Raw genomic sequence first — 21,560 nt, forward strand, 5'->3', positions numbered from 1 at the left:
TGTATTTTGAGTCAAGGCTATGGCTTATACCACAGCTTCTTCTGGAGCGTAATCAGAGACTGGAATACAGCTACACATCAAGTTTCTATCGCCATAAGCAGAATCGATGCGGGCGACAGTTGGCCAGAACTTCGCTTCTTTCACGTATTCAGCAGGATAAACTGCTTTTTCACGTGAGTAAGGCTTTTCCCATTGACCTTCCAATACCATTGCTTGTGTATGTGGAGAGTTGATAAGCACGTTATCCGCTTCGTCAGCAATGCCATCAATCACTTCTTGGATTTCCTGACGAATGCTCAACATGGCTTCGCAGAAACGATCCAATTCTACTTTTGATTCTGACTCGGTTGGCTCAATCATCAAAGTACCTGCCACTGGGAAGGATACCGTTGGTGCGTGGAAACCATAATCCATCAAACGTTTGGCTATATCGCCTACTTCAATATTATGGGCTTTGAAATCACGGCAATCCACAATCATTTCGTGTGCGCAACGTCCTTTAGAACCAGCATATAGAATTTTAAATTCTTTCTCAAGAATAGCCTTAATATAATTTGCATTCAAGATTGCTAATTTGGTCGCATTTGTCAATCCTTCAGCACCCATCATGGCGATGTAAGCGTAAGAGATTGTTAAAATACTTGCGCTACCCCAAGGGGCTGCTGAAATCGCAGTGATTGCATTCTCTCCACCGCTTTCCACTACAGGACTACCCGGCAAGAACGGTGCAAGGTGTGACCTCACTCCGATTGGGCCCATACCAGGTCCACCACCACCGTGAGGAATACAGAAGGTTTTATGCAAATTCAAGTGACAAACGTCTGCCCCAATAAGTCCAGGGCTGGTTAAGCCCACCTGAGCATTCATGTTGGCTCCATCCATATAGACTTGACCACCATTGAGATGGATAATCTGACAAATGTCTTTGATACTTTCTTCAAACACACCGTGGGTTGAAGGGTAAGTTACCATTAAGCAAGCCAGCTCATTACTATTTTGCTCAACCTTAAGTTTCAGGTCTTCTACATCAATATTTCCACGCTCATCGCAAGCTACCAATACCACTTTCATCCCCGCCATAACCGCAGATGCTGGGTTAGTGCCGTGAGCTGAAGTTGGGATAATAGCCACATTACGCTGCATATCTCCTCTGCTTTCGTGATAGGCTCTGATCACCATAAGGCCAGCGTATTCTCCTTGTGCACCAGAGTTTGGTTGTAAAGAAACATCGTCAAAGCCAGTGATTTCAGAAAGCCAATCCACTAAATCGTTGAAGAGCATTTGGTATCCTTTAGTTTGATCTAAAGGAGCAAAAGGGTGAATACCACCGAATTCAGGCCAAGTTACTGGTACCATTTCGGCTGTGGCGTTCAATTTCATTGTACAAGAACCGAGAGAAATCATGGAATGCACCAATGACAAATCTTTGTTCTCAAGTTTCTTAATATATCGAAGCATTTCGTGTTCAGAGTGGTACTGATTAAACACTGGGTGTGTCATAAAATCAGAAGTACGCTCTAAATCTTTTGGAAGTTCAACTTCCAAGCCAGCTGCTTCGCTGTCTAAATCAAATTTCACTACCTGACCACTTGCCTCGGCAAATACATCGAGGATCAATTGAATATCATCTACTCTGGTAGTTTCATCCACAGAAATACCAATATCTCCATTTTCGAAGTATCTGAAGTTGATTTCGTTTACTTGGGCAATAGTTCTGATTTTATCCGAAACAGAAGATTCTGCCTCTATTCTTAAGGTATCGAAATAAGCTTCGTTCAATTGTTTGAAATCAAGCGAGTTCAAACCTTTCTCTAACAGCTGCGCGAAGCCATGAATTTTAAGAGAGATATGCTTAATTCCTTTTGAGCCGTGGTATACACCGTACATACCGGCCATTACACCAAGTAACACCTGTGCGGTACAAATATTAGAAGTTGCTTTTTCTCTTCTAATATGTTGCTCACGGGTTTGAAGTGCCATTCTATAGGCTTTGTTGCCTTGGCTATCGATAGAAACTCCAATAATTCTACCTGGAATTTGACGTTTAAATTCGTCTTTTGTGGCAAAATATGCAGCATGTGGCCCGCCATACCCCATTGGCACACCAAACCTTTGTGTAGTACCAACCACAGCATCAGCTCCCATTTCTCCTGGAGGTGTTAGAAGCGCTAGAGACATTAAGTCGGCAGCAGCAGTTACAAATACGTTATTTGCGTGGGCTGTTTCAGTAAATTTCTTGAGGTTTCTTACACTACCATCACCTGCTGGATATTGGTAAAGCACACCGTATAAGTCTTCGTTGGTTAAATCAAGCTCTTCGATTTTACCAATCACTAAATTGATCCCGACAGGAATTGAACGTGTCTTTAACAGGTCAATCGTTTGAGGAAAAGTATTTTCGTCAACAAAGAAAGTATGGGCGTTTTTCTTTTCCTTCTTTTTCAAGCCTGAAAACATGAACATGGCTTCAGCTGCTGCAGTAGCTTCATCTAACAACGAAGCATTGGCGATTGCCATTCCAGTAAGGTCCATTACCATGGTCTGGAAGTTGATCAAGGCTTCTAGTCTACCTTGAGAGATTTCAGCTTGGTAAGGCGTGTAAGCAGTATACCATCCTGGGTTTTCTAGAATATTTCTTTGGATTACACCCGGAACGATCGTGTCATAATAGCCCATCCCGATATAGGACTTAAAGAGTTTATTATGGCCAGCAATCTGTCTCAAATCCTTCAAAAACTGAAACTCTGACTTAGGATGAGGAAGGTTCAATGGTTCTTTCATTCTAATCCCCGCAGGCACTGTTTCATCGATTAACGCATCAATACTTGGTAAACCGATTACCTTAAGCATTTCCGCCACATCTTGCTGATCAGGGCCGTTGTGTCGATCTTCAAATTTTTGGGTTTTCCTTAAATCAATCTTAGTCATATCCAGTATTCCAATAAGGTGTAAAATCTTGCTTCTGAAAAGAAGCACAAATGTAAGAGACTATGTGTGAAAATCCTTAAAGAGGAGCTAAAAAAGAATACCATTTGAGTAACAGTTCAGCCGTACTTTTAAATAATTTTCTAGCTTTGGTGAATTAATAAAACTGCAACATTAAACAATACATTTCAATGAGGAGATTATTAACACTTTCGGTGGTGGTCTGCTTGTTTTCACAAGGCTTAGTGGCTCAAGATAAAACTGCCATGAAGTACGGGAATACAATCACTCCACAAGACATGAAGGCGAAACTTAGCGTTTTGGCTTCAGATGAGTTTATGGGTAGAGAAACCGGGACAGAAGGCCAGAAAATGGCTTCGAGATTCCTAGAGGATTTCTACAAAAAAATTGGTTTGGTAGGGCCTGTAAATGGCACTTACCGTCAGAAATTCAGCATGTACCAGTCAGATTGGTCTGATGTTTACGTGAAGGTAAAAGGCAAAAAGAAAATGAATGGTAAAGACTTCATTTTCGCGGGCAATGCCAACATGGACAAAGAGATGAAATTGACGACAGTTTATATTGGTGATGGTTCGGCTATTTCTGGAATGGACATTAAAGACAAAGGTGTTATTGTAACTGGAAGCTCTAGAGAAGTTCAAAGAAGCCTAATCGAAGCTGGTGTGAAAGCTATTTTTGTAGCTAGTGCTGATGATGAGCAGTTCATGCAAACTTTGCCTCGTCAGGCTTCTTTCAGAATGAAAGGAAGACTTCGTTCTAATAAAGAAAACACTGGTAACGAGAGCATCGTATTCAACATCACTAAAGAAATGGCTGCTGATCTTTTAGGGTCAACTCCTGCTAAATTAGATGCTGCTGCTAGCGCCCCTTCTTCAATCAAAGAGAAAAGCGTAAGCTTTCAAGTGAAAGAAAAACTTGCTGAGATCTCTACCGAAAACATGATGGCTTACTTAGAAGGCACTGACCTGAAAGATGAAGTTATTGTGATCTCTTCTCACTATGATCACATTGGTCAGAATGAAGATGGTTCAGTAATCAACAATGGTGCTGATGATGATGGCAGTGGAACTACTGGCGTAATGGAGCTTGCTGAAGCTTTCGCTCAAGCAGCTAAAGAAGGTAACAGGCCACGTAGAAGCATTCTTTTCTTAAATGTAACAGGTGAAGAAAAAGGGCTTTTGGGATCAGCTTATTATGCTGACAACCCAATTTTTCCAATTGAAAACACGGTTACCAACTTAAACATTGACATGATTGGTCGTGTAGACCCTGAGCATGAAAATGACAGAAATTACGTTTATGCAATTGGTTCAGAAAAGCTTTCTAGCCACTTAAAGGTAATCTCTGAGTATGCTAACATTACTTACACTGGCTTAAACTTAGATTATAGATTTGATGATCCAGCTGATACAAACCGTTTCTACTACAGATCTGATCACTACAACTTTGCTAAGAAAGGTATTCCAATCATTTTCTACTTCAACGGAGTTCACGCTGATTATCACAGACCAACGGACACTGTTGATAAAATAGAATTTGACGTAATGGCTCAAAGAGGTCAGTTGGTATTTTATACCGCTTGGATCTTGGCGAACCGCGATCAAAGAGTACCAGTTGATAGAACTGATGACATGTCTTACGATCGTTAAAATCTTTTTGAGAAAAATTTGAAAAGGGTTACTTTCGAGTAACCCTTTTTTTATGCAAAACACTCTACATATTCTGAATGGTGACAGCACACTTTATAGCCTTAAGCAATCAGGCATTAACGGAGATACTGCTGTTTGGCGCGAAGTTTTAAGCGATGGGCTTGTTGCGAATTCCTTCGGCACAGATGAATTTTGGCAAAGCAGAGAAGCTTTTATGACTTCTTTTACTGAAACCAGTTCAAGCGATTATCAAGAAAAGGTAATTGATGAATTCGGAAAAATTCAAAACTTCAAAGCATATAAGGAAGTAGTCCTTTGGTTCGAATACGACTTATTCTGCCAAGTCAACTTAACTGCCCTGCTCCATTGGTTTCAGCAACAAGACAGGGCCGAAGTAAAGGTTTCCCTGATTTGCGTGGGTCAAGTGGATGGATATGAGAAACTAATGGCTTTGGGTGAACTGCCCCTTGAAATATACCCTGAACTATTCGAGGAGAGAAGAATCCTAGGTAGAAACGATTTTAATTTTGCCTCTGATGCCTACCAAGCTTTTTGTTCAAAGGACCCAAGAGATTTAGAGAATTTCATTCTTCTTCCCTCAAACGAATTCCCTTATTTAGCCAAAGCTTTTCAGGCACATTTAATGCGATTCCCTTCTTCAGAATCGGGTCTTAATTTGATCGAACAAGAAATCATTAAACTCATTGAATCGGGGGAAAAGACCGAAAAAGCTATCATAGGTTTCCTGCTTCAGTGGCAAGAATACTATGGATTTGGAGACCTTCAGTATATAAATTACCTGCACCGGTTGAGCGCAATACTGGACATAAATCAAACCATCACGATAAAAGAGAATTACCGTTCAGCACAGATTGATAGAAATTATTATTTGGGCGGGGCATTAGTGAGTGAATGGGAGTGGGATGAAGAAACTCAAGAAATAAAATCAACGCAGATAAAATGAAAAAGGCGTAACTCTCGCTACGCCTTTCATTATTGTTTTTTTGAAGCAGATTAGTTTTTACTGAGTCTCACTCTACCATCCTCAGTTCTAATTTCAACATTGGCCTTACCACCTTCCAACTTAAGTTCAGAACGATGATCCGTTTCATGAACAGTTTCAAACGCACTAGATGCACGAACACTACCGTCATCCTTGAGTATTGAAAACTCGCCTCCTCCGTTGGTTACTACAAATTCAATTGAAGAGTCTTCGCCTCTAATAATATATCTTCCATCATCCGATAATGAGGTTTCCAGCATCACATCTCCGTCTTCAATATCGATGTCGATGTCATTAAAACTTCCGCCTCGAACCTCAACATCTCCATCTTCAGATTCAACTTTCAATGAACCCGTACCTCCATCAATTCTAAGGTCGCCATCTTCTAATCTAAATTCGAAATCGTTGCTTCGGCAATCGATAATTTCAATATCGCCATCCTCAGTTTCCATGTAAATTTTTCCATTTACATTTCTTACTACATAGTCATCATCTTCGCCTTTCACACGAATAGAAGCCGACTCGGGTAATTCAATATCAATACGATAATCGGTTCTGATAGAACCCATTTGAATTCTAACGCCACTTCTTTCACGTTCAGTGACATGTAAATCATCACCACGATTTTCTACAATAACATTGAACTCTGCCCTACCTGATGTAAATCCTTTGATTTGCTGAGTACGATCGATTTTAATATGGGCGTCAGACCTGCTACTGCCCGTGATTCTCACCTCTGCATCCTCGGAGTTTAAATAAAGCGTTCCTGAAGCTCCGATGCTATAAGTATTATCTAAATGGAATTCGCCATCCTTCTGGGCATTGGCGTTTGGTGCTGCAATAAGGCAAACCAGCCCTATTCCAACGGATGTGATCATTTTTTTCATTGTTGTTTGAGTTTTTTGTAACGGTTAATTTAATAAAATTCGACCAGTATTTTATTTTCTCTTTCCTTTACGCTGCCCTTTTCCCTTCGTTCTACTCGAGGACGACTTGCTACTTTTGGTTGAGAACTTTTTCTTTTTCTCGTGAAACGCCCCTTTAAACTCAGGATCATCCTTCTTCTTAAGATCATCAATGGCTCGTAGCATCTCCTGTCCTTCTACAAAAGGCGTTTTTTCTACCAAAACTTCCGATGGCATATTGTGGCGTGTAATTGTATTCTGAATTAATGCTTCGATCTTAGCCACCGAAAACATTTCAAGTTCGTTGGCGAAAGTGATGGCTATACCAGCATTATTGGCCCTTCCGGTTCGCCCAATCCTGTGCACGTAGTCCTCGTCAATCAAAGGCACGTCAAAGTTAATCACATGACTCACCATGCTAATATCCATACCTCTAGCGGTAACATCGGTGGAAACCAATACACGGACATCCCCTTCTTTAAATTCAGACATGGCATTAATTCGTGAATTCTGGCCCTTATTGGCGTGAATTACACGAACTGGCCCCAATTGCCTTCTCTCTATAAATTTCGAAACGTTGTCCGCATTCGTCCTTGTCTTCGTAAAAACAATCACGCGCTGAAGCTCCTCACTTTTCAGAAAGTGCTCTAATAAGTTGATCTTAGTTTTGAAATTCGGCACTTCATAAAGTCGCTGCTCAATGGTATCAATTACCGTAGCCTGAGGCGCGATTTCAATTTTCTCTGGAAACTCCAAGAAGTCCTCCGTCAACAAAATCACCTTATCATGCATGGTAGCCGAGAAAAGCATGTTTTGTCGCTTTCTTGGAACCACCTCTAGTACATTCTTGATCTGAGGCATAAAGCCCATGTCCATCATTTTATCAGCCTCATCCAACACCATCGTTTTGATCAACTTAGTGTGAATTATTCCCTTTAAGTAAATATCCAAAAAGCGCTGAGGCGTACTTACAATAATGTCTACTCCTTTTTCAACGGCCTCTATTTGCTGCTTTGGGCCTAAGCCTCCATACAAACTAACGATCCTTAAATCAGTATAGCGAGCCAATTCTCGAGCATTACCCTCAATTTGCATGACCAACTCACGGGTGGGCGCTAGAATTAAAGCTCTTACATGATCGCCTTGCGCATATTTAAGCTTCATAAGTATAGGCAACACAAAAGCAGCAGTTTTACCCGTTCCAGTCTGTGCAATTCCTAATAAATCATGCCCTGCCAATGCTATTGGAATGGCCTTTTTTTGAATTGGTGTAGGTGCTGTATACCCGAGATCATCTATGGCATTGAGAAACTGACGACTCAATTTTAATTCTTCGAACGAAATGTTTTCTTCGGCCATAAATTGCGGAGGAGTTATTTGGTAATAACTTGCAATTACGTTAACCCGTTACACAATAAAAAACACAAGCATGTCTTCAATACTGATTCTCAACGGAAAGTTGATCAACGAAAACAAAATTTTCGAAGCCGATATCTTTATAGAAAATGGTTTTATTCAAAACATTGACAAAGATCTTCAGCACCTGACTGCCGATGAAGTAATTGACGCCAGCGGCCAGTATGTATTACCAGGGCTCATTGACGACCAAGTTCATTTCAGAGAACCCGGCCTCACCCATAAGGCAGAAATTTATACTGAATCAAGGGCAGCTGTCGCAGGTGGCATCACCTCCTTTATGGAAATGCCCAACACCGTCCCCAATACCTTGACTCAAAAATTACTCGAGGACAAATATCAAATTGCTGCCAAAAACAGTTTGGCCAATTACTCTTTCTTTATGGGAGCATCGAACGACAACTTAGATGAAGTACTTAAGACAGATCCACGAAAAGTTTGTGGTGTAAAAGTATTTATGGGTTCATCTACTGGAAATATGCTGGTAGATAATCAGAAGACATTAGAAAATATATTTGAAAACTCTCCAACGCTTATTGCTACCCATTGTGAGTCTGAAGAAATTATTCAGGCCAACATAGCCAAGGCCAAAGCTCAATATGGAGAAGACGTCCCAATGAGTGAGCATCCAATCATTAGAAGTGCTGAAGCTTGTTACGCATCTTCCTCCTTTGCTGTTGATTTGGCTAAAAAGAAAGGCGCAAGACTTCATATCTTACATATCTCCACAGCCAAAGAACTTGAGCTCTTCAGAAACGATATTCCTCTTAAGGAGAAAAAAATTACTGCAGAAGCCTGTGTTCATCATCTCTGGTTTTCGGATGAAGATTATGCAGAAAAAGGATCATTCATTAAGTGGAACCCTGCTGTCAAGGCGGCTTCGGATCGTGATGCCATTTTAAAGGGAGTGATAGAAAATAGAATTGATGTCATCGCTACAGACCATGCGCCTCATACTTTAGAGGAAAAAGAAAACAGTTATTTCAAAGCACCATCTGGAGGTCCTTTGGTACAACATTCTTTAGTCGCATTACTAGACCTCTACCATCAGGGCAAAATCAGCTTAGAAAAGATTGTAGAAAAAACCTCTCATGCTGTTTCAGACTTATTCGACATTGATAAAAGAGGTTATTTAAGGGAGGGTTACCATGCAGACATTGCCATCGTAAACCTAAATTCCCCATGGCGAGTAAGCAGGAACAATGTACTCTCAAAATGCGGTTGGTCTCCATTCGAAGGGCATCAATTTAAATCGAGTGTCACTAATACTATTGTTTCAGGTAAAAGGGTATTCTCTAATGGAGAAGTCAAAAATATAGGCTCCGGAAATAGATTAGAATTTGATCGATAAAATGAGATCAGAGTATTTGCAAATTCAAACCTAACTCTTACATTTGCAAACCCAATTAAATGGTGGTTGTAGCTCAGTTGGTTAGAGCATCGGTTTGTGGTACCGAGGGTCGTGGGTTCGAGTCCCATCTTCCACCCATAATATCTAGAGAGTTACTTGTGTAACTCTCTTTTTTTTCGCCCACCTATTTGTGAATAGTAGCTTTATGTTTGCGTCAATCCGCAATGGTTCATTCTAGATCAGGTGCCTGTAGGCGCAAAGTTATCTATACTACTATTCTTATATTCAACCGAAAAATAGGATTTGAAAAAATCATTTTCAAATACTGAAGCACCAATCGTTGAGTCCATGAATTGAAGCACACCTCGATTCTCGCTCTTAGGCCTTACTTTTTTAAAAATCACATTGGCGTTTTTGCTATAACAGTTCCTCAAAAGCAAATGATCAGTTCTGATTTCGTTAAGAAACAAATTTGAGTATTCTCCAAAGGTGCCAATTTCTAACTTGGAGGCCGTAAGTTTTTCAATTCTAATGGCATTAAACTTCTCAGGACAGAGATAAAACTCAGACTCACCCGTATTTTCGGCACCATTGTTTAATATATTCACCTTATCTAACAGGTTATTACATCCAATGTGGAGCACATCAAATTTTGAGTTCGACAGGTATTCCAAATGATTCACCTTACATGAATGTATTTTTAGGGCTCCTGCATTACGATTGAACTTATACATGAGGTCCCCGATTACACAATTCTCAAATTCAATATTGGCAACAGTGCTTGATTCTATAATCAATTCATCAAAATGACAGTTTTCAAAACTCCACCGTGATGAGATATCCGTCTCAGACACTATGAGTTTCGGCAACCTACAATTCTTAAAATAATAGTTGTGCTTAGAATGAAATTGTTGGCTTGACAAACGAACGGATTCCTTTAGTTCAAACGGGTAACCATTGATGAGAAATTCATAATCTCTCCCCTCAATTATTCTCAAAAAATCCGACTGGTTTAGAGCCCTCATGAACGACAATTTAAACTACAGGAAACAGGTGAGTACATTGAATACCAATATCACCTTATTAAAACGAATAAGAAATTCTACTTCAGAAAGAAGCTCGATCTAGATGTGTCTCTGTTCATTCGTAAACAAAGAAAAATAGCCATTGCTTACGAGTATGAAGATATAAAAGGATTTAGTCAAAAACAACTAAAGTTTAAGTCGAAGGTACTTTATCATTCTACCAAAGAAATTTTACATCCGCAGTGAAATGCTCTTCAAAAACTATTCTTTGCTGAAAACTCGGAAAAAGACGAAGAAAATCAATTTCACCTTCAACCCCACTTATAAATTAAGTCTATAAATAGTTGATTTTTAGTTTTTTAACATGTTAATTTCTTAAGCGTTCTTGCCCATATCACTAACGCAACGAGACTCATTTTGTTAATACCACTAATTAGGCCCAACCTATGGATACAGTTCTTACCATATCGGATGTTTTTAAATCTCCTCAAAACCTCCACTGTGTACAAAAAATAAAAGAATGGATTGATGGGAATACTTTCTATACTAAACAGCACCTGATTTGGAATATTGGCGTTACCAATGCTGAAAACCTACTGAATATCGAATCCACAATTCGACAAGACATGACATGTAAGCACTGGAGGTATTGGGCTAACGATAGTTTTAAGGATGCAATGGAAACCATACGCAAGTTAAATAAAGCACCCAATGTCATTAAATCGCCTCACAATGATTATTCATCGAAAGGCTCATATGTGTTTGTGTACAAAACAATAATCCCAAGAGACAGCAGATTATTCCATACTTTACACGCCTAAATTCGGTTACATGTACTCAATTGATTATTTTGGGTTATGGCAAATACCTTTTTCGATTTCTTTGAATTGAATGTACAAGACCAAGTTAAAGAGCTTTACCAAAATGGGAAATTCATTGTCGGTATTCGCTACTATGGCTATAAGGTAAACCTATACTTACTTCAGGATTACTACCTTGAAGTTTTCTACAACCACAAGCTCGACAAAATTGACAAAATTGATTTACTAGATTTTTCGCATAGCCGGATGAAATTTTATGCAGACCAGATCTCGTTGCCTTCTTTTATCAATCCCTAATCTTCTGAAGCGCCTTATAGATACTGAGTACTTGGGGAATCAATAATTTAGTACCACCATTATCTATTAAATAGTCCGAGACTTCCTTTCTCTTTTGATCATCAACTTGATTACTCATGATGTCTAGCACTTGATTTCGGCTTCTCTGCATGTCGCGCATAAGAACACGATTTACTCGAACACTTTCTGGCGCCATGACACATATTAATTTATCCAATAATTTATAAGAATCATTTTCGATAAATAAAGCAGCTTCCTTTATCAGGATTGATCCCTTTTGCTGAGTCGCCCAAATTAAATAGTCTTCAGCTACGGCTGGATGAACCAAAGCATTTAGCTTCTCAAGCTCTTCTTTATCAGAAAACACACTATTGGCTAGAAAACTTCTGTTGAGCCGCCCATCGGCCAAATAGCTTTCCTCACCAAATGAATCCTTTACTTGGCTTTTCAGTAATTCATCGTTATTTAAAAGATATTTGCCTCGATCGTCAGCGTAATAGATGTTTACGCCAAGTTGATGGAATATTTTGCAAACAGTTGTTTTACCAGAGCCTATACCCCCAGTTACCCCAACGGTAAGAACATCATTCATTATCCTTCAATTTAACCTTGCCTTGAGATAACACAGGGTTCAGTATAAATGAGGGTTTCATTGCAATTTCAATAGGAATCGTATTATCGCTCTTTTTCAGATTGAAATAATCCGCAGTCAAAACCATATTTAATGAATCAACGCCTCTAACTTCACTTACTATTACTTCATAAGAAACCACAACTTTACTAGGGTCAATTCCGGCCTTTTTGCCTTTGAAATTAATAGGGTATACTGGAAGTTCTATCTCCTTCCTCATAAACTCGGTAACTTCAAATTTCACCGACACCTCTCCTATGTCGGTTGAAATAAGGTTAGAGCCGAAATTCTTAATACTTATTTTTTGATCTACACTGTTGTTTAGCTCAGCATTCCCAATGTCTATTTTAATCGGCCTCACTAAAGTGTCCAGCATACTTTTGGGACCAGTAATTCTAATGTGGTTTGGCTCTAGCATTATCGATGATGTAATTCTATAATTAGAGGCTAACTTCAGTTGGCTACTATCCAACCACAACTCTGCATCCATGCTTACCCTCTCATCAATATTAAAAATAAGAGAGTCTTCAATGATATAATTGATGATTACAGGGTCTAAACGAGGAGCTATTTCTTGCCTCAAACTACTGGATAGTTTGTATTTTTCTCTGACAGGGTTTTCTACCTCAATAACCAGTGGTTCCATACTAAAACCGAATGATCGGGTCATTAAATCCCATCCACCACCGGTTACTTCAAGTGGGAGTTTATCTGGTATGTCTGATAAGGCTACATAGAGTGAATCATTATAAACTACCTTGATTGGATAGTTGATTTGGGTAACATAATCGGATTTATTTAGGGCACTAAAAAACCAAAAGGTGGTAGATATTATTATGCATAATATTACCACCTTCAATTTTTCGTCCTTGGTACTGGGCGTATTGAAAGACCTTTTTAGAAATTCAATTATTTCTTCAGCACTTCTCAATCACATTTAAGCTTTACCTGCCAATTTTTTACTTGCTTCTAATGAGATGGCGCTTTTGTCAAACTTGATTTTAGCACCTTTCTCGACATCCAAGGTAATGGTATCATCATCCATTTCGGCTATTCTTCCATGAATACCTCCAATGGTGACAATTCTATCCCCCTTCTTGATGTCACTAATAAAACTTTTTTGGTCCTTCTGCTTTTTCTGTTGTGGTCTAATCATAAAGAAATAGAACACTACGGCTATACCTCCAAACAAAAGTAATTGCTGGATCCAGCCTCCTCCAGCCGGTGCAGGAGTTTGTAATAAAATACCTTTTAACATTGTGTTATTTAAAATTATGGTGCTGTTGCCGTCTGTACAAATCCTCTCAAACTCAATCTAGTTTGCTTAGGGTTGGTATTGGCTACAATTGTGATTACTGGGCTTTGCTGCCCATTCTTTCCTTTACTATCATATCTCACTACAATTTCCCCTGTTCCTCCTGGCGCAATTGGCTCTCTTGAATAACTAGGCACTGTACATCCACATGAAGCAGAAGCACTTTGAATTGACAAAGGTTCAGTTCCAGAGTTAGTGAATTTAAAAGTGTAGTTCACGACCTCTCCAGCCTGAATTGTACCGAAGTTATAAAGTGTTTGATCCCATTTGAAGGCCGCATTAGCACTAAGGTTTTGCTCAGGCACATTTGACACCGTCTGAGCTTGAGTTGGTAGTGTACCATTATTTCTTACTACTCCGCCATTTTCCAGTTGATTCACTCTTCTTTCCAAAGTGGCAAGTCGCTTTTCCATTTCTGAATTACCGCAAGATGACGCGATAAAAAATAAAGCCACTAAACTCAATAGAGATAATTTAGTTTTCATAATTCTATATTTAGTTTTTGTCTCCAGACTTAATCTGACCAATCAGATTGTCAACATCTGTTAATAATTGTTCTGCTTTTAAACGAGCTTCAGAAACCACTTTTTCACCTTCTGATTTTGCCTCAGAAGCAATTTCATGCTTTCCGTTAATAAGATCTTCCAACAAATCTTCTAGCTGCTTCTTATACTTATCTAGCTGATACGAAAGTTTGTCTCTTGTGTTCGATCCTTTATCTGGGGCATATAAAATGCCCAAAATAGCACCTGTGGCTGCGCCAATAACAAATGCCAATACGTTGCTTGATCCTTTACTCATTAACGTCTATTTATTATCCATTAAACCCCTACCACTCTTTTTCAACTTGCCTGATGTTTTCAGCTCTACACTAATCACATCAAGTATCCCATTTATGAATTGCTTGCTCTTAGGAGTACTGTAATTCTTTGAAAGCTCAATATACTCATTTATAGTAACCTTTACAGGGATACTCTGGAAATTCAGCATTTCAGCAATCGCCATTTTGAGTATAATCTGATCGGTAATTGCCAACCTGTCAACCTCCCAATTCTTTGTTTTTGCCCCAATAATCTTGCTATATTCTTCATCGTTTTCTACAGCCGACTTGAATATTTTCTCAAAAAAGGATTTATCCTCTTCCCAGTTATTTGAAAAATCCGGTAACTCAAACTCTTTCGGAGAACTCGATTCTTCGAGGTCACGAATTGAGCGACTCACCAAACTACGGGCGATGGCCTTATTTTCTTGCCAGAAAATATCTCGTTCCTCAAAGAAGGCTAAAATCATATCAATTTTAAATACCTCCTGCTTAACAATGTGATCTACTATTGCTTTATCTTCTTCAAAAGAAGGGTTGGCCGTTCTACGGTATTCGTTGTAAACTTCATCCTTCTTTAATACTTCTTTGTACCAGTTCTTTACATTCTGTTCTTCATCTTCCCAACCGATGTTCCTTTTGACCAAGGCCACCTGAACTTTAGAAGAGTTTTTGAAAAACTCAATCACCTTGTTTTTGGAAAAGTTATAGTCCCCCACAACAACCTTTTCAGGAGAAATCTTAGACTTTTTGTCCGCCTCTACTTTTGAATGATCAGACCATGCAATAAGCAAACTAACGACTTCCAAAAATCGATCAATCAAAGACTCTGCATCAAGAATCATCGAAGACAGCATGTGATTGAAATCTTTTCTTTGATTGCTTAAATAAGTTTTCTGAGCATCATTAGCCGCCTTCTGGGCTTCTTCACCAATTACTTCTGAGGGATCAAGAGCACTGCCATTGATCTTATTGGCATACACTCTTTTACTCTGCTGTCGCTGCGATTTAAGCAAATCACGATCTTGAGCTTCCATAGAATTTAAATCTGGAAGGAAAGCCTCATCAATCTCTGCCAAACCTAAATTATAGTTAGCTTCTTTGCATTGACCATAAGCGAACAATGATTGCATCGCCTTTACTCTTAGTGATCTCCTGTTAAGCATTTCAAAATTTTAAAGAACGGTAAAAATAGAAAGTAGCAGGGAGTTTTTAACAACTCCCTTGCATTATATTAAAATGAAAGTTTAACTCTACCCACGTCTTCAATTCTCTTTTCAGCCAATAACATGGCTGCTTTTTGAGAAGGAATTCCGTCTTTATCAGCTTTCGCCAAAATATTCGTACATGTATCGTAAATCTTTTCTGTCCACATATAGGCAAGATCTTTACTATACGATCCTCTTAGCTCACCAGTTATGTTTATAATACCACCAGCATTAATTACAAAATCAGGAGCATATACTATACCTTTTTCGATGAGCATGTTACCATGACGGGCTTCATCCTTCAACTGATTATTAGCAGCTCCAGCAATTACTGAGCATTTCAGTTTTGAGATTGTATCGTCATTGATAGTTGCTCCCATGGCACAAGGCGCATAAATATCTACGTCTAAACCGTAAATTTCATCCATCCCTACTACGGTAGCACCTGTTTTTTCAGAAACCATTTTCAATCTGTCTTGGTTGATGTCGGTCATAAAAACTTGGGCTCCTTCTTTTGTCAAATGTTCTACCAAGTACATACCTACTTGACCAACACCTTGAACAGATATTTTCTTACCAGCAAGCGAATCAGAACCATAAGCCTTTTTTGCTGCAGCCTTTATGCCGACATAAACGCCATAAGCTGTAACTGGAGAAGGATCTCCACTACCGCCCATTTCTACTGGCAAACCAGTCACGTGCTTGGTTTCCATACCGATATGTTCCATATCGCTGGTTTTCATATTCATATCTTCTGCAGTAATATACTTACCTTGAAGACTGTCTACGAATTTACCGAATCTGCGAAGAAATGCTTCATTCTTTAATTTAGCAGGATCGCCAATAATTACAGCTTTTCCACCACCAAGGTTAAGCCCAGATATGGCCGCCTTGTAGGTCATTCCTCTTGAAAGTCTTAAAACATCTATGGCTGCCTCTTCTTCAGTAGCGTAGTTCCACATACGGGTTCCGCCTAGGGCTGGGCCCAATACTGTATTATGAATACCGATGATTGCTTTTAAACCAGTTGGTTCATCGTGGCAAAAAACCACTTGCTCATGGCCTAGCTTGGCAGCTTGTTCGAAAATTGAGATACTTCCCACTTTTTCTGTTCCGTTTACCTCTACCATTATTGTCAATTTGTAGTTTAAGTTATATTTGCCACATCCTTCGCTGATTTGGCCTTTTCTACTGGTGGGCAAAAGTAAGCGAAAAGTTGAAGAATTCTAAAGAATAACTGACGACAGGCAACCTTATTGTAACCTGTTCTGTTAAGCAAAACGTGAAAGAACTAAGCCACCTTAATAAATACCTACTCAAGTATAAGCTACTCCTTGTTTTAGGAATCATCTTTTTGATCGTATCTAACTATTTCGCCATTTGGCCTGCAAAGGTGGTGCGCTACGCAATCGATTATGTTACAGAGAGTTTTGCCCTCTACCATGTTTTTGAAGGCGGTAGCTTAGGTGGCATCCTTTTCACAAAGCTAGAAGTTGGCGTTGTTATTCTTGGAATAATCATTCTTGTAATGGCCTTGCTCAGGGGCTTTTTCCTTTTTCTGGTTCGGCAGACTATTATTGTCATGTCTAGAAAAATTGAATACGACTTAAAGAATGAAGTCTATGTTCAATACCAAAATCTTCCGCTTAGCTTTTACAGAAAAAACAATACAGGCGATTTAATGAACCGAATTTCGGAAGATGTAAGCCGTGTGCGCATGTATTTAGGACCTGGAATCATGTATGGCATTAACTTGCTGGTACTTTTTCCAATGGTAATTTATGAAATGCTCAAAGTGAATGCAGAACTCACTTTTTATGCGCTTTTGCCACTTCCTTTGCTTTCTGTTAGTATTTACTTCGTGAATAATGTGATCAACAAACGATCGGAGGAAATTCAGCAAAGTCTTTCTAGCATGTCCACGTTTACGCAAGAGGCCTTCTCAGGAATTCGTGTAATCAAGGCTTTTGTACGTGAGAAAGATTCCGTTAAAAACTTCTTGAAAGAAAGCGAAAACTACAAGCACAAATCGCTCCGTCTCGTTTTCGTAAACTCCTTATTCCACCCCTTGATTATGGCTTTGATTGGCCTGAGCGTTATCCTCACCATTTATGTAGGCGGTAATCAAGTCATCGATGGAAAGATCAGTTACGGTAACATTGCCGAATTTGTGATTTATGTAAACATGCTCACTTGGCCAGTAACCGCCTTGGGCTGGATTACCAGTATTATTCAAATGGCGGCAGCATCGCAAAAAAGGATCAATGAATTCTTGAAAGAGAAAAACGACATTGTTTCTGATAAGGACTTGGATGTCGAAGTGAAAGGAAATATTAAGTTCGAAAACGTGAGTTTCACTTATCCAGATTCTGGCACAAAAGCACTCCGAAATATTAGCTTCGAAGTAAATGCAGGAGAGTCGATTGCCATAATTGGCACAACGGGCTCAGGTAAAAGCACGATCGCCAACCTGATTGGGAGAATGTACGATGCTACTGATGGCAAAATCAGCATTGACGGCCGGAGTATTAAAGATTACCGATTGTCGAAATTAAGATCTCAAACAGGTTATGTGCCACAAGATGTCTTCCTTTTTAGCGACTCCATAGGTAGTAACATTGCTTTTGGTGCGGACAATATTTCTAAAGAAGACATTATTCAAGCTGCCAAGGATGCCGATTTGTATGACAACATTAAGGAATTCCCGAAAAGTTTTGAAACCATGTTAGGTGAACGAGGTATCACGCTTTCTGGCGGACAAAAACAAAGGGCTTCTATTGCACGGGCTATTGTGCGGAATCCTAAAATCTTGATTATGGATGATGCGCTTTCGGCTGTAGATACCAATACCGAAAACACAATTCTAAATAGTCTTCAACGGATTATGAAAGGAAGGACTTCGGTCATTATTTCTCACCGTGTTTCTTCTGCGAAATTGGCCGATAAAATCATTGTATTGGACGATGGAGAAATTATTGAGCAAGGCACCAACGAATCGTTACTGGCCAAAAACGGAGTTTATAAAGAGCTTTACGATAAGCAACTACAGCAAGAAGAGGTGGATTGAATTAAGGCTTAGATATTAATTCTTCACTGGCATATCAATCACCATTTCCGTTTCAGAAATATATTTTTCGATAGTAAAGGTTTGGGGGGTGAGTCCGTTTTCTTCGGCCTTTTCAATTAATCTCGCCTCAATAGTTTCCGGCCCAGGAATTACCGCATTATTGGCTAGAATTGTCGCGCGAATTGTTTTTTGTGCAGGCACTTTCACTAAGGTATAGCCCACAGGCAAATCAAGTGTATCGGCTGAATTATTCAATAAAACACCAATAAATAGCTTGATCTCCTTTTTAGCTAAAGTAGTATCGTTGTAATGCAGGATGGTTAATTCACCATCAATAGTGCCTCCAATAGCAAAATCTTTGGCCTCGAAAAAGTAATCTTCAATTTCTTTGGCATCCGCTTGACCTTGGAACATTCTTCCCACCAAATGATAATCATTCACATCTTCTACCGTGAATTCCACAGAATTCAATCCGCCCAAATACACATATGACGCTCCTCCACCAATGACTAAAATTGCTAGAGCAATTAAAATATACTTTTTCATACCTATATCGTTGTTACTTCTTTGTATTGCATTTTATACAAGTTGGCGTAGAATCCACCTTTGTCCAAAAGCTCTTGATGGCTACCAACTTCCTTGATCTCACCTTTATCAAGTACAATTATTTTATCTGCATTCTGAATGGTTGAAAGCCTATGTGCAATCACAATAGCCGTTCTTCCTGTCATTAGCTTTTCAATGGCATGCTGGATCATTTCCTCCGTTTCTGAATCCACAGAAGAAGTGGCCTCATCGAGCACTATGATTTGGGGGTCGTAGACCATGGCACGAACAAATGAAATCAATTGGCGCTGACCTACCGAAAGTGTAGCTCCACGTTCCATTACGTTATAATCATACTTACCTGGCAATCTTTCGATGAACTTCTTAGCCCCGACCAAAGCAGCAGCCTCCTGAATTTTCTCATCCGAAATATCGGGGTTGCCCAGGGTAATATTTTGCCGAATGGTGTCTGAGAACAGAAAGACATCCTGCAGTACCACGCCAATCTTTTCCCGCAAAGCGGAAAGATCATATTCCTTTAAATTGTGCCCATCAATTTCAATTGTGCCTTTATTGATTTCATAAAAGCGACTTAAAAGATTAATGACGGAAGACTTTCCTGCACCCGTAGCGCCAACCAAGGCAATGGTTTCTCCCTCTTTTACGTGAAAAGAAATATCTTTCAAAACGTATTCTTCTTCGTTATAGGCAAACCAAACATTCTTGAATTTCACATCACCTTTAAATTTCTCAGGCATATAAGTGCCTTCATCGGTAATGTTTTCATTACTATCCAAAAGGGTAAAAATTCGATTCGAGCTTACAATTCCCATTTGCAGGGTATTGAACCTATCGGCAATCATCCTTATCGGGCGGAAGAACATTTGAAGGTACATAATGAAGGAAATGATCAATCCTGGGCCAATTCCAGAATCGCTCAGAATGCCACGTGCCCCATACCAAACCACCATACCAATGGCTGCGGCTTGGATAATTTCTGCTACTGGGAAATAGATAGCATAGTAAAGTACAGACTTAATATGGGCCTTTTCGTGCTCCTTATTGATCTTTTTGAATTTGTCGTATTCGCGTTCTTCAGCATTAAAAATCTGAACGATATTCATTCCCGTCACATGCTCTTGCACATAGGAATTAAGGTTTGAAACCGCATTCCGAACATCGTTAAAAGTGACCTTGATTTTCTCTTTGAAAATGTAAGTACTGAAAATAAGCAGTGGCAAAGTAGCTAAACTAATCAGGGTCAATCTCCAATCGAGGTAGAACATAAAGCCCATGATGAAAACCAGCTGAAGCAGGTCACCAATCAAGGCTGCAATACCCTCGCTAAATACATTCGAAAGCGTTTCAATGTCCGAAACATTACGGGTTACCAGTCTGCCAATAGGGGTTTTATCGAAGAATTTCAGTTTTAACTTGAGCAGGTGCTCGTAGAGCTTTATGCGTATGTCTTTAATAATCGTTTGCCCTACCCAGCCCGAAAGATAAGTGTGTGCATATTGTACTATCGCCAAAACGACCAGATGAATGACCAGAATGATCAACATGGTCATTAAACCAGCGTAATCGCCTTGCGGCACGTAAGTATCGATGGAAAGCTGAACGATGTATGGCCTGATGGGCACTAAAACGGCCAATAAAACAGTCAAGAATACGAGCAAATAAAACTGTTTCAGGTAAGGCTTCGCGAAGCGAAAAAGACGCTTAAGCACCTTAAAATCAACAATATTACCGCTTTTAACTTTTTCTTTTTCCAAAGGATTAGTTGCTATATACAGAACTAGGATACGTAACTTTCGACAAAAATAGGCCTTTTGGTGGCACTGCCCTACCCGCAGCAGTTCGATCTTTGTGTTCTATAATCTTAATAAAATCTTCAACAGTCAGTTTTCCGAGACCTACTTCGAGCAAGGTGCCCACTAAAGCCCTCACCATACCTCTCAGAAACCTGTTGGCAGTAACGTGAAACACCAAAGAATCGTTCTCTATTTGCCAGCGGGCTTTAGTGATGTTGCAAATAAAATTATTTACCTCCGTTTTTACTTTACTAAAACTTTCAAAATCCTGAGTCCCCAGTAATTTAGAAGCCGCTTCGTTCATCAATTCCACTTTCAGAGGATTCGGAAAGTAATAACTCAGCTCTTGTAAAAAAGGATTCTTTTTTTGGTTAATATAGTATTCGTAAGCCCTTTCATTAGCATTGAACCGCGCATGCGCATCGGGTTTAACTTCCACAATGCTGTTAATGGTAATGTCTCGGGTAAAAAATCGATTCAGTCTAAATTCCAATTTCTCAACATCAATTGATTCAACCGTGTCGAAATGCGCAATTTGTTGTTTGGCATGCACTCCAGCATCCGTTCGGCCACTCGCCATAATGGGAGTTTGCACCCCTAATAATCTAGAAATTGCATTCTCTATCTCAGCCTGCAGTGTATGTGCATTCTTCTGGAATTGCCAACCATGGTAACTGGTTCCTTTGTAGCTTATATCGAGGAAGTATCTCATTGAGCACGAAATCGAAAGACCGAAGTCAGAAGTA

At 39.5% G+C, this 21,560-nt stretch carries 20 protein-coding genes and 1 tRNA gene; 7 read left to right on the forward strand and 14 right to left on the reverse strand.

Annotated features, from left to right (window positions below):
* Positions 1-24: 24 nt before the first annotated feature.
* Complete coding sequence (gcvP, locus tag AWN68_RS12400) at positions 25-2,928, reverse strand: aminomethyl-transferring glycine dehydrogenase (RefSeq protein ID WP_068416067.1); 2,904 nt, start codon at positions 2,926-2,928, stop codon at positions 25-27.
* Between the two features lie 188 nt (positions 2,929-3,116).
* On the opposite strand from gcvP, the gene AWN68_RS12405 reads away from it, so the two are divergent.
* Together AWN68_RS12405 and AWN68_RS12410 are read left to right on the forward strand one after the other, a co-directional pair.
* Positions 3,117-4,595 carry a M28 family peptidase gene (locus tag AWN68_RS12405; RefSeq protein WP_068416070.1) on the forward strand — a complete coding sequence of 493 codons (1,479 nt, stop codon included), beginning with the start codon at positions 3,117-3,119 and terminating at the stop codon, positions 4,593-4,595.
* A gap of 52 nt (positions 4,596-4,647) precedes the next feature.
* Positions 4,648-5,559: a hypothetical protein gene (locus tag AWN68_RS12410; RefSeq protein WP_068416077.1), complete on the forward strand. Its 912-nt coding sequence runs from the start codon at positions 4,648-4,650 to the stop codon at positions 5,557-5,559.
* 50 nt (positions 5,560-5,609) lie between these two features.
* Here the strand turns inward: AWN68_RS12410 and AWN68_RS12415 are convergent, their stop codons facing one another.
* Positions 5,610-6,485, reverse strand: a complete 876-nt coding sequence (locus tag AWN68_RS12415) for a DUF4097 family beta strand repeat-containing protein (RefSeq protein ID WP_068416080.1) — start codon at positions 6,483-6,485, stop codon at positions 5,610-5,612.
* A 51-nt stretch (positions 6,486-6,536) separates the two neighbouring features.
* Positions 6,537-7,862, reverse strand: a complete 1,326-nt coding sequence (locus AWN68_RS12420; protein WP_068416082.1) for a DEAD/DEAH box helicase — start codon at positions 7,860-7,862, stop codon at positions 6,537-6,539.
* 70 nt (positions 7,863-7,932) lie between these two features.
* Between AWN68_RS12420 and AWN68_RS12425 the strand changes: the two genes are divergently transcribed.
* Both AWN68_RS12425 and AWN68_RS12430 read left to right on the forward strand, forming a co-directional pair.
* Entirely contained in the window at positions 7,933-9,270 is a 1,338-nt protein-coding gene (locus AWN68_RS12425) for a dihydroorotase (protein WP_068416085.1), read from the forward strand.
* 61 nt (positions 9,271-9,331) lie between these two features.
* Positions 9,332-9,407, forward strand: a tRNA-His gene (locus tag AWN68_RS12430).
* A gap of 102 nt (positions 9,408-9,509) precedes the next feature.
* On the opposite strand, the gene AWN68_RS12435 is transcribed toward AWN68_RS12430, so the two are convergent.
* On the reverse strand, positions 9,510-10,139 hold the full coding sequence (locus AWN68_RS12435; protein WP_157716194.1) for a hypothetical protein: 630 nt from the start codon (positions 10,137-10,139) through the stop codon (positions 9,510-9,512).
* 602 nt (positions 10,140-10,741) lie between these two features.
* Between AWN68_RS12435 and AWN68_RS12440 the strand changes: the two genes are divergently transcribed.
* The gene (locus tag AWN68_RS12440; protein WP_068416091.1) at positions 10,742-11,116 is read left to right on the forward strand and encodes a hypothetical protein; all 375 of its coding nucleotides are present in this window, start codon (positions 10,742-10,744) and stop codon (positions 11,114-11,116) included.
* 36 nt (positions 11,117-11,152) lie between these two features.
* Positions 11,153-11,413: a hypothetical protein gene (locus AWN68_RS12445; protein WP_068416098.1), complete on the forward strand. Its 261-nt coding sequence runs from the start codon at positions 11,153-11,155 to the stop codon at positions 11,411-11,413.
* On the opposite strand, the gene coaE is transcribed toward AWN68_RS12445, so the two are convergent.
* From coaE to AWN68_RS12480, 7 genes are all read right to left on the reverse strand, one after another.
* Complete coding sequence (coaE, locus tag AWN68_RS12450; protein ID WP_068416100.1) at positions 11,403-12,005, reverse strand: dephospho-CoA kinase; 603 nt, start codon at positions 12,003-12,005, stop codon at positions 11,403-11,405. The genes AWN68_RS12445 and coaE overlap by 11 nt on opposite strands.
* Positions 11,998-12,975, reverse strand: coding sequence for a YbbR-like domain-containing protein (locus AWN68_RS12455; RefSeq protein ID WP_068416103.1), 978 nt, complete (start codon positions 12,973-12,975; stop codon positions 11,998-12,000). Before AWN68_RS12455 ends, coaE begins: the two co-directional genes overlap by 8 nt.
* A 6-nt stretch (positions 12,976-12,981) precedes the next feature.
* Positions 12,982-13,302 carry a preprotein translocase subunit YajC gene (yajC, locus tag AWN68_RS12460; protein WP_068416107.1) on the reverse strand — a complete coding sequence of 107 codons (321 nt, stop codon included), beginning with the start codon at positions 13,300-13,302 and terminating at the stop codon, positions 12,982-12,984.
* A gap of 14 nt (positions 13,303-13,316) precedes the next feature.
* On the reverse strand, positions 13,317-13,844 hold the full coding sequence (locus AWN68_RS12465) for a DUF1573 domain-containing protein (RefSeq protein WP_084362853.1): 528 nt from the start codon (positions 13,842-13,844) through the stop codon (positions 13,317-13,319).
* Between the two features lie 10 nt (positions 13,845-13,854).
* Positions 13,855-14,160: a YtxH domain-containing protein gene (locus AWN68_RS12470; RefSeq protein ID WP_068416113.1), complete on the reverse strand. Its 306-nt coding sequence runs from the start codon at positions 14,158-14,160 to the stop codon at positions 13,855-13,857.
* A gap of 6 nt (positions 14,161-14,166) precedes the next feature.
* Positions 14,167-15,345: a transcription antitermination factor NusB gene (nusB, locus tag AWN68_RS12475; protein WP_084362854.1), complete on the reverse strand. Its 1,179-nt coding sequence runs from the start codon at positions 15,343-15,345 to the stop codon at positions 14,167-14,169.
* Between the two features lie 68 nt (positions 15,346-15,413).
* The gene (locus AWN68_RS12480; RefSeq protein WP_068416485.1) at positions 15,414-16,517 is read right to left on the reverse strand and encodes a Glu/Leu/Phe/Val dehydrogenase dimerization domain-containing protein; all 1,104 of its coding nucleotides are present in this window, start codon (positions 16,515-16,517) and stop codon (positions 15,414-15,416) included.
* Between the two features lie 152 nt (positions 16,518-16,669).
* Here AWN68_RS12480 and AWN68_RS12485 point away from each other — a divergent pair, with 152 nt between their 5' ends.
* Complete coding sequence (locus tag AWN68_RS12485; protein WP_068416120.1) at positions 16,670-18,454, forward strand: ABC transporter ATP-binding protein; 1,785 nt, start codon at positions 16,670-16,672, stop codon at positions 18,452-18,454.
* Positions 18,455-18,469: 15 nt separating this feature from the next.
* On the opposite strand, the gene AWN68_RS12490 is transcribed toward AWN68_RS12485, so the two are convergent.
* The 3 genes from AWN68_RS12490 to truA are packed head-to-tail and all read right to left on the reverse strand — an operon-like array spanning position 18,470 to position 21,526.
* Positions 18,470-19,000: a hypothetical protein gene (locus AWN68_RS12490; RefSeq protein WP_068416122.1), complete on the reverse strand. Its 531-nt coding sequence runs from the start codon at positions 18,998-19,000 to the stop codon at positions 18,470-18,472.
* A gap of 2 nt (positions 19,001-19,002) precedes the next feature.
* Positions 19,003-20,775, reverse strand: coding sequence for an ABC transporter ATP-binding protein (locus AWN68_RS12495; protein WP_068416125.1), 1,773 nt, complete (start codon positions 20,773-20,775; stop codon positions 19,003-19,005).
* Positions 20,776-20,779: 4 nt separating this feature from the next.
* On the reverse strand, positions 20,780-21,526 hold the full coding sequence (gene truA, locus AWN68_RS12500; protein WP_068416130.1) for a tRNA pseudouridine(38-40) synthase TruA: 747 nt from the start codon (positions 21,524-21,526) through the stop codon (positions 20,780-20,782).
* Positions 21,527-21,560 lie beyond the last annotated feature (34 nt).

Origin of the sequence: Roseivirga echinicomitans, assembly GCF_001592935.1 — a bacterium.
Classification (GTDB): domain Bacteria; phylum Bacteroidota; class Bacteroidia; order Cytophagales; family Cyclobacteriaceae; genus Roseivirga; species Roseivirga echinicomitans.

Coding starts and splice junctions, on each gene's coding strand:
- gcvP (WP_068416067.1), bottom strand. CDS start 2,928: ATGACTAAGATTGATTTAAGGAAAACCCAAAAATTTGAAGATCGACAC.
- AWN68_RS12405 (WP_068416070.1), top strand. CDS start 3,117: ATGAGGAGATTATTAACACTTTCGGTGGTGGTCTGCTTGTTTTCACAA.
- AWN68_RS12410 (WP_068416077.1), top strand. CDS start 4,648: ATGCAAAACACTCTACATATTCTGAATGGTGACAGCACACTTTATAGC.
- AWN68_RS12415 (WP_068416080.1), bottom strand. CDS start 6,485: ATGAAAAAAATGATCACATCCGTTGGAATAGGGCTGGTTTGCCTTATT.
- AWN68_RS12420 (WP_068416082.1), bottom strand. CDS start 7,862: ATGGCCGAAGAAAACATTTCGTTCGAAGAATTAAAATTGAGTCGTCAG.
- AWN68_RS12425 (WP_068416085.1), top strand. CDS start 7,933: ATGTCTTCAATACTGATTCTCAACGGAAAGTTGATCAACGAAAACAAA.
- AWN68_RS12440 (WP_068416091.1), top strand. CDS start 10,742: ATGGATACAGTTCTTACCATATCGGATGTTTTTAAATCTCCTCAAAAC.
- AWN68_RS12445 (WP_068416098.1), top strand. CDS start 11,153: ATGGCAAATACCTTTTTCGATTTCTTTGAATTGAATGTACAAGACCAA.
- coaE (WP_068416100.1), bottom strand. CDS start 12,005: ATGAATGATGTTCTTACCGTTGGGGTAACTGGGGGTATAGGCTCTGGT.
- yajC (WP_068416107.1), bottom strand. CDS start 13,302: ATGTTAAAAGGTATTTTATTACAAACTCCTGCACCGGCTGGAGGAGGC.
- AWN68_RS12465 (WP_084362853.1), bottom strand. CDS start 13,844: ATGAAAACTAAATTATCTCTATTGAGTTTAGTGGCTTTATTTTTTATC.
- AWN68_RS12470 (WP_068416113.1), bottom strand. CDS start 14,160: ATGAGTAAAGGATCAAGCAACGTATTGGCATTTGTTATTGGCGCAGCC.
- nusB (WP_084362854.1), bottom strand. CDS start 15,345: ATGCTTAACAGGAGATCACTAAGAGTAAAGGCGATGCAATCATTGTTC.
- AWN68_RS12480 (WP_068416485.1), bottom strand. CDS start 16,517: ATGGTAGAGGTAAACGGAACAGAAAAAGTGGGAAGTATCTCAATTTTC.
- AWN68_RS12490 (WP_068416122.1), bottom strand. CDS start 19,000: ATGAAAAAGTATATTTTAATTGCTCTAGCAATTTTAGTCATTGGTGGA.
- truA (WP_068416130.1), bottom strand. CDS start 21,526: ATGAGATACTTCCTCGATATAAGCTACAAAGGAACCAGTTACCATGGT.